We start from the raw sequence: 11745 nt of genomic DNA on the forward strand, positions 1-11745 counted from the left end.
TGAAACTTATTGAAGGTGATCCAATCATGACAATAGCGGTTATCGGCTTGGGATACGTTGGCCTGCCCCTGGTTGTGGAATTTGGCAAACTCGGCCGTACTATCGGTTTTGATATCGCTGCTGCCAAGGTAGCATCCTGCCAGCGCAATGTGGATCCGTCGCGCGAGCTGTCGGATGCGCAGATGGCGGAAGCCATCCATGCGGAGTACAGCTCCGACCCGGCAGTACTGGCCGAGGCCGACATCATCATCGTCGCCGTGCCGACCCCGGTCGACGAAGCCCACACGCCCGATTTCGGTCCGCTGATCGGCGCCAGCCGCACGATCGGACCGCACCTGAAGCAGGGTGCCATCGTCGTGTACGAATCCACGGTGTATCCGGGCGCTACCGAGGAAGTCTGCATTCCGGTGCTGGAGCAGACCTCGGGCAAGCAATGGAAAGTCGATTTCAACGTCGGCTACTCGCCGGAACGCATCAATCCGGGCGACAAGGAACATACCCTGACCACGATCCTGAAAGTGGTGTCCGGCGATACCCCGGAGACCCTGGAAAAAGTCGCCAGGATGTATGAATCGATCGTCAAGCCCGGCGTGCACCGCTGCTCGAGCATCAAGGCGGCGGAAGCCTGCAAGGTGATCGAAAACACCCAGCGCGACCTGAACATCGCGCTGATGAACGAACTGGCGATCATCTTCGAGAAGATCGGCATCGACACGACCGAGGTGCTGCGCGCCGCCGGCACCAAGTGGAACTTCCTGAATTTCCGCCCTGGCCTGGTGGGCGGCCACTGCATCGGCGTGGATCCTTACTACCTGACCTACAAGGCCGAGATGCTGGGTTATCACCCGCAAGTGATCCTGGCCGGCCGGCGCATCAACGATGGCATGGCCAAGTATATTGCCGAGCAGACCATCAAGCAGATGATCGCCAGCGGCAGCTACATCAAGGGCGCGCGCGTCAACGTGCTGGGCCTGACCTTCAAGGAAGATTGCGCCGACCTGCGCAATTCGAAGGTGGGCGACGTGGTCAATGAACTGAAGAGCTTCGGCGTCGAAGTCTTCGTGCATGACCCGTATGCCGATCCGGAAGAAGCACTGCATGAATACGGCGTGCGCCTGCTGGGCTGGAACGAACTGCCGCGCGCCGATGCCATCGTCGCCGCCGTCGCACACCGCGAACTGAAGGCGCTGACCGCCGAAGACCTGTGCAAGAAGCTGGTCAAGGGCGGCTGCTTCATCGACGTCAAGTCGTGCTACGACCAGGCGGAACTCGAGCAGGCCGGGCTGCAGGTCTGGCGCCTGTAGGAGACCGCATGCGCATCTGGTTCGAACTGACGAACTCCCCGCACATCAACATGTTCGCGGCAATGATCCGCGAACTGCAGCGCGAGGGGCATGAAGTCATCATCACTTGCCGCCCGCTGGCCAACACGATCGATCTGCTGGACCTGCACGGGTTCAAGTACGAAGTGGTGGGCCAGCATTACGGCGGCAAGTTTTCCGCCAAGGTCTTCGGCTTTCCCGTGCGTGTCGCGCAGCTTTGCAAGTACATCGGCAGCCGGAAGGTCGACATGGCGATCTCGCAAAGCTCGTTCCACTCGCCGGTGGTGGCGCGCCTGCTCGGCATCCGCTCGATCTACATGAACGACAACGAACATGCCATGGGCAATATTCCATCGTTCATCTGCGCCAGCACCATCATGGTGCCGGAATTCCTCAGCATCGAAAAACTGAAGAAGCAGTGGGCCAACCCGAAGAAGGTGAAGCACTACCCCGGCGTGAAGGAAGGCCTGTACCTGTGGGAACTCGATCAGCGCCTGGCGCAGCGGCAGGGCGGCACGGTGTCGAAACCGCGGCGGAAGATCTATATCCGCCCGGAGCCCTGGACGGCGCAGTATTACAAGGGCAGCCGCAACTTCCTGGACGACCTGGTGCTTGGCCTGAAGGATCACGTCGACGTGATCCTGCTGCCGCGCGGAAAAGACCAGGGCGTGCACTACCAGGATCCGAAATTCGCCGGCGTGCGCGTGGTGACGACCGCGCTGGACATCGCCGACATCGCTCCCGATTGCGACCTGTTCATCGGTGCCGGCGGCACGATGACGCGCGAGATGGCGGTGCTGGGCATCCCCACGATCTCGGTATACCAGGATGAGTTGCTGGACGTCGACCAGCATTTGCTGGAAACGGGCGCATTCCGCCATGAGCCGCAGCTGACCGCGCAACATGCGCTGGATTACCTCGCCATTGCCACGGCGCGCCCACCCGATCGGCGCCTGCTGGAAAAAGGCAAGGCGGCATACAACATGGTCAAGCAACATATTTTGAATGGCTAATAGCATAAAGGACACAACACGATGATTCGGCTGGCAGTAGTAGGTTTGGGGAAGATGGGTCTGTCCCACCATGCGATGATCAATGCGCACCCCCGTGTCAAGGTAGCTGCCGTGTGCGACGCGGCGGGCTATGTGCTCGACATTCTGAACAAATACACCGGTGTGCAGACGTACACCGATTTCGACACGATGCTGCGCGAGGTCGAACTCGACGCCATCATCATCGCCACGCCATCGAGCATGCACGGCAAGATGGTCAAGGCGGCGCTGGAAAAGAAGCTGCACGTCTTCTGCGAAAAGCCGTTCGTGCTCGATACGGCCGAAGGCGAGGAAGTCACCCGCCTGGCCAAGGAATACAAGCTGGTGAACCAGGTGGGCTATCACTGCCGCTTCGTGGGCGCGTTCCAGGAAGTCAAGCGCCTGCTGGAAGCGGACGTGATCGGCGAGATGACGCACCTGATGGCCGAGACCTATGGCCCCGTGGTGCTGAAACCAAAGGGTTCCACGTGGCGTACCCAGCGCTCGGAAGGCGGCGGCTGCCTGTACGATTACGCGGCTCACCCGCTGAACCTGCTGACCTGGTACTTCGGCATGCCGCGCGGCGTTGGCGGCTCGGTGCTGAACAACGTGTTCTCTTCCGATACGGATGACGAAGTGTTCTCCACGCTGTACTTCGACAACGGCCGCAGCGGCCAGCTGTCGGTGAACTGGAGCGACGAGTCGTACCGCAAGATGAGCACCAAGATCACCATCTGGGGCAAGAACGGCCGCATCTATGCCGACCGCCAGGAAGTGCAGGTCTACCTGCGCGACGCATCGAATGCGCCGGAAGGCTACCAGAACGGCTGGAACGTGCGCTATACCACCGACCTGACCGAGCCGGTCGACTTCTACCTGCGCGGGGAAGAGTACTCGGCGCAGCTGGATTACTTCGTGCGCTGCATCGAGGAAGGCCGCGCGGACGACAACGTCAACTCGTTCTCGGAAGCGCTGGCGACGGACCAGGTGATTTCGATGCTGATCGCCGACGCTGCCAAGGGCCCGTCCGTGATGAACGGCGACGCACTTCCCGAACAGCCGAAGAGCCGCAAGAAAGGCTTCTTCTTTGGCAGCCGCGTTTAACAAGAATTGAACACTGGAGCAGGTTAAATGGATCGTTTGTTATTTGGTGATAACCAGTTTTTCGGCGTCAATCACATGTCCGAAGAAAAGGCGCGTGCGCAGGCCATGCGTTTTCAGGATATCAACGCCATCATCGAAGTGCTGGACAATGCCTACGACGAAGGCATTCAGAGCTTCATGTGCACCACGCACGACCGCATCGCGCAAGTGTGCGACCACATGCGTGCCGACCCGCAGCGCTACAAGGACTTCAAGTTCATGCCCTGCATGCCGTACGCGCACAAGTACGCGAACGCGGTAACCGAGGATGGCATGCTGGGCGCGCTGAAGCGCTTCATGCCCGATGAAGGCTTCCTGAACGCCGCCATGCGCGGCGGCATGTCGCTGGCCCGCAAGGACATCGAAGGCATCACCACGCTGCTGATCGACGCCGAGATGAAGATGTTCCAGGGCCTGAACACGCCCGTCATCTTCCTGCAGAACGTGGTGGTCGACCTGCTGCTGGGACTGGGCTTCAAGGAAGCGTTCCGCATCTTCGCCGACCACGTGAAGAAGCGTTATAACGCCGAACCGGGCTTCATCACGATGAACCTGCCGCGCCTGCTGGACGTGCTGGACGAGCTGGGCATCGAAAACCCGATCGTCTGCTCGAACATCAACAAGATCGGCTTCCGCATGAGCGGCGGTTTCGAAGCCTACGAAAAGGCGCTGCGCGACCGCAAGTTCCGCGCGATCGCGATGTCCGTGTTCGCTTCCGGCGCGATCCCTCCCGCGGAGGCGATCGAATGGGTGTGCGAGCAGCCCAACATCGAGTCCATCGTGTTCGGTGCATCGAGCCGCGGCAACATCCGCAACACGCGCGACCTGGTGCGGCGCCATTGGCCGGAAGCGAAACAGGAGAACGCTGCGTGAAAACCGTCTATCTCGTGGCCGGTGCACGGCCCAACTTCATGAAGATCGCGCCGATCGTGCGCGCGATGACCAATCACCCGCGGCTGGCCTACCGGATCATCCACACGGGGCAGCACTACGACCGCGAGATGAATGACGTGTTCTTCGAGGAACTCGGCATCCCGGCGCCGGACGTGTTCATGGGCGCCGGCGGCGGCAGCCATGCGGACCAGACAGCCAAGATCATGCTGGGTTTCGAGAAGCTGTGCCTGGAGCAGCGCCCCGACGCGGTACTGGTCGTCGGCGACGTGAACTCCACGCTGGCGTGCTCGATCGTCGCCAAGAAGCTCAACATTCCCGTCGCGCACGTGGAAGCGGGCCTGCGCAGCGGCGACATGACGATGCCGGAGGAAATCAACCGCCTGGTCACCGACAGCATCAGCGACTGGTTCTTCGCCACCGAGCCGAGCGCTGTCGAACACCTGCGGCGCGAAGGCAAGGCCGAGTCAAGCGTGCACTATGTTGGCCACGTGATGGTGGATAATGTGCTGTACCAGGCCGGCAAGCTGGCCGAGGGCGGTTTTGAAAGCCAGCCATTGAAGCGCGAGCTGGCCGGCCGGCGTTACGGCGTGGTCACGCTGCACCGTCCAAGCAATGTCGACGACGCGGCGATGATGGCGCAGATCGGCTCGGCCCTGACCGAGATCGCACGCGAACTGCCGCTGGTGTTCCCGGTCCACCCGCGCACCCGCGGAAACCTGGAACGCTTCGGCATCGACCTGGGCCCGAACGTGACCCTGGTCGGGCCGCAGGCTTACATGGCGTTCCTCGACCTGTGGAAGGATGCGGCTGTCGTGCTGACCGACAGCGGCGGCCTGCAGGAAGAAACCACGGCGCTGGGCGTGCCCTGCATCACGATCCGTGAAAACACCGAGCGACCCGTCACCGTCGAGGAAGGCACCAATGTCCTGGTTGGCACCGATCCGGTGCGTATCGTCGACGAGGCGCGCAAGGTATTGCGTGGCGACGGCAAGCAGGGCAGGCGGCCCCATCTGTGGGATGGGCAGGCTGCGCAGCGCATTGTGGCCGTGCTCGATCAGGCCCTGATTTGACCAAGGGGCAGCCATCAGGCTGCCTTTTTTTGCAAAGGATGAAGTGTGAAAATACTCGTTACTGGTGGCATGGGGTACATTGGTTCGCATACGGTCGTCGAGCTGGCGCATGCCGGCCACGAAGTCGTGGTGCTGGACAACCTGGCCAACGCCAGCCGCGCCGTACAGGAGCGCGTGCAGCGCATCACCGGCAAGCCTTTCGAATTCATCGAAGCTGACATCCGCGACCGCGCCGCGCTCGAGCGCGTCTTTGCTACCCGGCAGTTCGATTCCGTGATCCATTTCGCCGGCCTGAAGGCTGTCGGCGAATCGGTGGCGCAGCCGCTGCGCTACTACGACAACAACGTGTCCGGCAGCGTGGCGTTGCTGGAAACGATGGCGAAGTTCAACGTCAAGTCGATCGTCTTCAGCTCCTCGGCCACCGTCTATGGCGATCCGGCAACCGTGCCGATCACCGAGGATTTCCCGCTGTCGGCGACCAATCCTTACGGTCGCAGCAAGCTGATGATCGAAGAGATCCTGCGCGACCTGCACAAATCCGACAACAGCTGGCGCATCGCCTTGCTGCGCTACTTCAACCCGGTGGGCGCGCATGAAAGTGGCCTGATCGGTGAAGAACCGAGCGGCATCCCGAACAACCTGATGCCCTATGTGGCGCAGGTAGCGGAAGGCAAGCGCGAGTTCCTGTCCGTCTTCGGCGGCGATTACCCGACGCCGGACGGCACCGGCGTGCGCGATTACATCCACGTGGTCGATCTGGCGATCGGTCACGTCAAGACGCTGGACAAACTGGCGACAGGTCCAGGCGTATATACCTACAATCTAGGGACCGGCCGCGGCAATAGCGTGCTCGAGATGGTACGCGCGTTCGAAGCCGCCAGCGGCCGGCAAGTTCCGTACAAGATCGTCGACCGACGACCCGGAGATATCGCCGCCTGCTATGCGGATACGGCGACGGCCGAGCGAGAGCTCGGCTGGAAAGCACAGTTCGACATTGCCCGCATGTGTATCGACACGTGGCGCTGGCAATCCTCATCGCGATAAATTTCCCAGGGAGTCTTCACATGAAAGCAATGATCCTCGCGGCCGGCAAAGGCACGCGCGTGCGGCCATTGACGTACGAACTACCGAAGCCGATGATCCCGATCCTCGGCAAGCCCGTCATGGCCTACCTGGTGGAACACCTGGCCCGGTACGGCGTGACCGAAATCATGGTCAACGTCAGCTATCTGCATGAAAAGATCGAGGAGTACTTCGGCGAAGGACACCAGTTCGGCGTGCAGATCGGCTACTCGTTCGAGGGCTATACCAACGACAATGGCGAAGTGGTGCCGGAGCCGCTCGGTTCGGCAGGCGGCATCAAGAAGATCCAGGAATTCGGCGGCTTCTTCGATGAAACCACGATCGTGCTGTGCGGCGACGCGCTGATCGACCTGGACCTGAAATCCGCCCTGTTCGAACACCGTCGCAAAGGCGCGCTGGCAACCGTCATCACGCGCGAAGTGCCGTGGGACAAGGTGTCCAGCTATGGCGTCGTGGTCAGCGACGAAGATGGCCGAATCCGGGAATTCCAGGAAAAACCGGATCCGTCGCAGGCGAAATCGAACTGCGCCAGTACCGGTATCTACATCTTCGAACCCGAAGTGATCGACCTGATTCCTTCGGACCGTCCGTTCGACATCGGCTCGGAACTGTTCCCGCTGCTGGCCGAAAAGGGCCTGCCGTTCTATAACCAGACCCGCAAGTTCAACTGGATCGACATCGGCAGCGTCAAGGATTACTGGGAAGTGCTGCAAGGCGTGTTGCTGGGCGAAGTGGCCAACATGGCCGTGCCGGGCATCCAGGTCGATGAAGGCCTGTGGGTGGGCCTGAACACCAGCATCGACTGGAGCAACGGCACCAAGATCGAAGGCCCGGTCTACATCGGTTCCGGCGTCAAGGTCGATGCCGGTGCGCGCATCGTCGGCCCGACGTGGATCGGCCATGGCAGCCACATTTGCTCAGGTGCGACGGTGCTGCGCAGCGTGCTGTTCGAATATACGCGTGTGTTACCGGATGTTACGCTGGACGAATTGATTGTCTTTAAAGACTATAGTGTCGACCGTGCTGGCGAGATGAAACACGTTTCGCAGTATGAATCCGACGAATGGGCCAACGCACGCGACCGCCGCGCGGCCCGCCGCCGGGAAGGCGAACCAGAAGTCCCCCATTTGGAACAGAAGAAAGCATGAAGATATATCCCGTCATCCTGTCCGGCGGCGCCGGCACCCGCCTGTGGCCACTGTCCCGGGCGGCACTGCCGAAGCAGTTGTTGCCCGTGGTTGCCGACAAGACGATGTTGCAAGACACGGCATTGCGCCTGAATGGTCGGCCTGGACTGATGCAGCCGTTGATCGTTTGCGGCAACGAGCACCGTTTCCTCGTCGCCGAACAGCTGCGCGAGATCAACGTCAAGCCACTCGGCATCCTGCTCGAGCCGGAAGGTCGCAATACGGCACCGGCAATCGCCGCCGCCGCGCATTACCTGAAGGCGATCGATGCCGAAGCAGTGATGCTGGTCTTGCCGGCCGATCACGTGATCAGCGACACCGAAGCGTTCTATGGCGCGATCCTGCGCGCGGCCGCACTGGTCGAGCATGGCGCCCTGGCCACGTTCGGCATCGTGCCGACGGCACCGGAGACGGGATATGGTTACATCAAGGGCGGCGAACCGCTGCCGGTCGGCGATAATTGCCTGAAGGTGGATCGCTTTGTCGAGAAGCCCGATCGCGCTACCGCCGAAGAATTCGTCAATGCCGGCACATATTTCTGGAACAGCGGCATGTTCCTGTTCCGGGCCGGCGACTACTTGAAAGAGTTGCAGCAGTTCCAGCCGGCGATCGCCAGCGCTACCGCCGAAGCGGTGGAAAAGGGCTATCGCGACCTGGACTTCTGCCGTCTCGACGAGGCAGCCTTTGCCGCCAGCCCGTCCGATTCCATCGACTATGCGGTCATGGAACATACGCGCCATGCCGTCGTCGTGCCCGCCGCGATCGGCTGGAACGATGTCGGTTCGTGGTCGGCGTTGTGGGAAGTGCAGCAGCACGACAGCAACGGCAATGTCTCCCGTGGCGACGTCTACCTGGATGGCGTGAAGAATTCGCTGGTGCGCGCGGAAAACCGCTGCGTGGCCGTCATTGGCCTTGAAGATGTCGTGGTCGTCGAGACCAACGACGCGGTACTGGTCGCACGCAAGGACCAGGTGCAGCGAGTCAAGCAGGTGGTCGACCACCTGAAGTGCCAGGATCGTACCGAACACCTGCATCATACAAAGGTCTACCGTCCTTGGGGCTGCTACGAGGGCATCGACGTGGGCGACCGCTTCCAGGTCAAGCGCATCACCGTCAACCCGGGTGGCAAGCTGTCGCTGCAGATGCACCACCATCGCGCCGAGCATTGGATCGTGGTGTCGGGAACCGCCCGGGTCACGTGCGGCGACAAGGTCGAACTGCTGACCGAAAACGAATCCACCTACATCCCCATCGGCATGAGCCATCGCCTGGAAAATCCCGGCAAGCTGCCGCTGCACCTGATCGAAGTGCAGTCGGGCAGCTACCTGGGCGAAGACGATATCGTGCGCTTCGAGGACGTCTACCAGCGCACCTGACGCCCGATATCCCTGGCATGGCGCGGATCTCGTTGCCACACAACACGCAAGTGTTGTGTGGCAATTTTTTTATTATGATTGTGAAACTTACGTTGCAGTTCTGATATACTGCCGATAAGAATTAGTTTTTTACTGACAGATACTTATCTCCGGCAGGAATTTCGCATGAAACGCACTCTTTTCGTTACCGCGGCGCTCGTATTGATGGCCGGCGCGCACGCGGCAAATGTCAGCTCGCCCGTTGAAACGCTGACGGTCCAGACCGGCAAGAATTCTCTGGCATTCGACAACAACTTCAGCAATACGCTGGCAGGCGATACGTTCGCCGACCGCTTCGACTTCACGCTGGGCGGCAAGGCCAGCGTGCGCTTCGTGGCGACGTCGACGGCCGCCGGCCGGAACGAAAGCCTGGACTTGACCGGCTTCGGTATCTACGACGCATTGACGAACCTGGCCGTGGCGCCGGGCAAGCTGTCGTTCCTGAACGCCGATGGCGTGTTCGACAAGTGGACCCTGAGCGCCAGCAACCTGGCCGCCGGCGCTTACTACTTCCAGGTATCGGGCACGATGCTGGCGCCAGGCGGCTCGTATGCCGCCAATGGCACGCTCACCGTCTCTCCGGTGCCGGAACCGGCCATGCCCGCCATGCTGCTGGGCGGCCTCGCCGTGCTGGCGTTTGCCGCGCGCCGCAACGCCAAGTAAACCGAACAGGAAACCTTCATGAAAAAGCTGCATCCACTGTGCCTGGCCGTCTTGCTGGCATTCGGCACCCACGCCCACGCTGCCTATATCGACCAGAGCCGGATCGTCGACATGTCGACCACGCTGACCGCCAGCGGCTCGTTTGCATTCTCCCGCACCGTTGAAACGGCCGCCGCCGCGCTGGGCGAGGAGTTCAACGGCTTCAGCGATCGCTACACCTTCAAGCTGAACACCGCATCGGCCGTCACCGGCCTGATGACCTCGGTACCATACGATGACGAGACCGGCCTGGGCATCACCGGCTTCAACCTGTACCAGGAAGGCGTCACCGAAGCCGTGTATTACGGCACGCTGCACGATCCCTTCGACCAGACCTGGCTCTTCAAAGGTACCGATATGCTCAAGGCCGGCAACTACTTCCTGGAAGTGAACGGCTTCGCCACAGCCACGAATGCCAGCTACAGCGGCACGCTCTCGGTATCTCCGGTGCCGGAGCCCGGTACGCTGGCCCTGATGCTGGGCGGCCTGGGCGTGCTGGGCGTTGCGCTGCGCCGCCGCGGCTGAGACCACGCGTTATAATGAAAACGGAAGCTTTGGCTTCCGTTTTTTTTCGTCCTCGTGGCAACCGTCGCTGTCTTGTCATCACTTGCAGCGTTGTCTCATGCGCAGTCCTGTCCCTACCACATGGAGCCCGGCCATTTTGCGATCCGCTTTTCTCCTGCCAGTCCTGATGGCCGCCGCCATCGTCCATGCGGCGCCGGCGCTGCAGCCGGCCCAGCTGGCGGTCGTCATCAATGACGACGAGCCGAACAGCGTAGAGCTCGGTGAGTATTACCGCACCGCCCGCGGCATCCCGGACGCGAACATCGTCCATGTCCGCATCCCGGGCAAGCCCCGCAAGCTGACGGCGGAGCAGTTCGCCGCCCTCAAGGCGGAGATCGATGGCAAGCTGAAACCGGATGTGCAGGCCGTGCTGATGGTGTGGACGGCGCCGTATGCCGTCGAATGCAACGGCATCACCGCGGCCTACGCGCTGGGCTACGACGCCGCGCAATGCATCCGCACATGCGCACCCGGAAAAGCCAGCCCGTATTTCAATGCGTCCACATTGCCGGGCCGGGTCCAGCCAGGCATGCGGCTGGCGATGCTGCTGCCCACCGAGTCCGTCGAGGAAGGCAAGGCCCTCATCGACCGCGGCAAGGCCAGCGGATTCCGTGTTTCGGAGGCGGGCGCCTACTATCTTGTCACCAGCGAGCAGGCACGCAACAGCCGTGCGCGGTTCTTCCCGAAGCCCGGCGCCATCCCGCAACGCAAGCTGACGATCCACACGCTGGGCGCGGATGCACTGGAAGGCAAGCGCGACATCATGATCTACCAGACCGGCAAGGCGCGGGTACCGAAACTGGAGACCCTCCAGTTCATGCCCGGCGCACTAGCCGACCATTTGACGTCGACTGGTGGCGACCTGCTGGGAGGAGGGCAGATGAGCAGCCTGCAGTGGTTGCAGGCCGGGGCGACGGCGAGCTACGGTACCGTGAGCGAGCCGTGCAATTTCTGGCAAAAATTCCCCAATCCCGCCGTACTGCTGCGCCACTACGCCAACGGCAGCACGGCGATCGAAGCCTACTGGCGCAGCGTTGCCTGGCCGGCACAGGGCGTCTTCATCGGCGAACCGCTCGCCGCGCCTTATCGCAGGTAGCCCACAAGCCGGCCCCCCCCGCGCCGGCAACTCCCGCTCCGGCCAGCATCGCCCAACCCGCGCGGTGCGCCGACACAACCCAACTCTCCCACCTTCATCGTTGCTGGCGTGCTGCAAGGCACCGCCACCCAGGCCATTCCCCGCGCTGTTCGATGGCCAGGCGATCATTTAAAGGCCATGTCTTTTAGTTATTAGTTTATTCTTGTCCCTGCCATTCCCGTTTCCAACGACACCGCAC

11 protein-coding genes are annotated in these 11745 nt (G+C 61.6%); all 11 read left to right on the forward strand.

Annotated features, from left to right (window positions below):
- Positions 1–23 precede the first annotated feature (23 nt).
- Positions 24–1304 (forward strand): nucleotide sugar dehydrogenase, encoded by a 1281-nt coding sequence (locus OU994_RS09435; RefSeq protein ID WP_131149235.1) that lies wholly within the window; start codon positions 24–26, stop codon positions 1302–1304.
- A gap of 8 nt (positions 1305–1312) precedes the next feature.
- Positions 1313–2335, forward strand: a complete 1023-nt coding sequence (locus OU994_RS09440) for a DUF354 domain-containing protein (RefSeq protein ID WP_281610544.1) — start codon at positions 1313–1315, stop codon at positions 2333–2335.
- 21 nt (positions 2336–2356) lie between these two features.
- Positions 2357–3457 carry a Gfo/Idh/MocA family protein gene (locus tag OU994_RS09445; RefSeq protein WP_131147118.1) on the forward strand — a complete coding sequence of 367 codons (1101 nt, stop codon included), beginning with the start codon at positions 2357–2359 and terminating at the stop codon, positions 3455–3457.
- 75 nt (positions 3458–3532) lie between these two features.
- Complete coding sequence (locus OU994_RS09450) at positions 3533–4369, forward strand: hypothetical protein (RefSeq protein ID WP_281610545.1); 837 nt, start codon at positions 3533–3535, stop codon at positions 4367–4369.
- Positions 4366–5460 (forward strand): non-hydrolyzing UDP-N-acetylglucosamine 2-epimerase, encoded by a 1095-nt coding sequence (gene wecB / locus OU994_RS09455; RefSeq protein ID WP_131147116.1) that lies wholly within the window; start codon positions 4366–4368, stop codon positions 5458–5460. Before OU994_RS09450 ends, wecB begins: the two co-directional genes overlap by 4 nt.
- A 45-nt stretch (positions 5461–5505) precedes the next feature.
- Positions 5506–6504, forward strand: a complete 999-nt coding sequence (galE, locus tag OU994_RS09460) for a UDP-glucose 4-epimerase GalE (RefSeq protein ID WP_281610546.1) — start codon at positions 5506–5508, stop codon at positions 6502–6504.
- A gap of 20 nt (positions 6505–6524) precedes the next feature.
- Positions 6525–7691, forward strand: a complete 1167-nt coding sequence (locus OU994_RS09465) for an NDP-sugar synthase (RefSeq protein WP_281610547.1) — start codon at positions 6525–6527, stop codon at positions 7689–7691.
- Complete coding sequence (locus tag OU994_RS09470) at positions 7688–9106, forward strand: mannose-1-phosphate guanylyltransferase/mannose-6-phosphate isomerase (protein ID WP_131147113.1); 1419 nt, start codon at positions 7688–7690, stop codon at positions 9104–9106. Before OU994_RS09465 ends, OU994_RS09470 begins: the two co-directional genes overlap by 4 nt.
- Positions 9107–9271: 165 nt before the next feature.
- Complete coding sequence (locus tag OU994_RS09475) at positions 9272–9808, forward strand: FxDxF family PEP-CTERM protein (protein ID WP_131147112.1); 537 nt, start codon at positions 9272–9274, stop codon at positions 9806–9808.
- 18 nt (positions 9809–9826) lie between these two features.
- Positions 9827–10372: an FxDxF family PEP-CTERM protein gene (locus OU994_RS09480; protein WP_281610548.1), complete on the forward strand. Its 546-nt coding sequence runs from the start codon at positions 9827–9829 to the stop codon at positions 10370–10372.
- A gap of 166 nt (positions 10373–10538) precedes the next feature.
- On the forward strand, positions 10539–11507 hold the full coding sequence (locus OU994_RS09485) for a TIGR03790 family protein (protein ID WP_281610549.1): 969 nt from the start codon (positions 10539–10541) through the stop codon (positions 11505–11507).
- Positions 11508–11745 lie beyond the last annotated feature (238 nt).

This window comes from Pseudoduganella sp. SL102, assembly GCF_027856995.1.
Taxonomy (GTDB): Bacteria; Pseudomonadota; Gammaproteobacteria; order Burkholderiales; family Burkholderiaceae_D; genus Rugamonas; species Rugamonas albidiflava.

Coding starts and splice junctions, on each gene's coding strand:
- OU994_RS09440 (WP_281610544.1), top strand. CDS start 1,313: ATGCGCATCTGGTTCGAACTGACGAACTCCCCGCACATCAACATGTTC.
- OU994_RS09445 (WP_131147118.1), top strand. CDS start 2,357: ATGATTCGGCTGGCAGTAGTAGGTTTGGGGAAGATGGGTCTGTCCCAC.
- OU994_RS09450 (WP_281610545.1), top strand. CDS start 3,533: ATGTCCGAAGAAAAGGCGCGTGCGCAGGCCATGCGTTTTCAGGATATC.
- OU994_RS09465 (WP_281610547.1), top strand. CDS start 6,525: ATGAAAGCAATGATCCTCGCGGCCGGCAAAGGCACGCGCGTGCGGCCA.
- OU994_RS09470 (WP_131147113.1), top strand. CDS start 7,688: ATGAAGATATATCCCGTCATCCTGTCCGGCGGCGCCGGCACCCGCCTG.
- OU994_RS09475 (WP_131147112.1), top strand. CDS start 9,272: ATGAAACGCACTCTTTTCGTTACCGCGGCGCTCGTATTGATGGCCGGC.
- OU994_RS09480 (WP_281610548.1), top strand. CDS start 9,827: ATGAAAAAGCTGCATCCACTGTGCCTGGCCGTCTTGCTGGCATTCGGC.
- OU994_RS09485 (WP_281610549.1), top strand. CDS start 10,539: ATGGCCGCCGCCATCGTCCATGCGGCGCCGGCGCTGCAGCCGGCCCAG.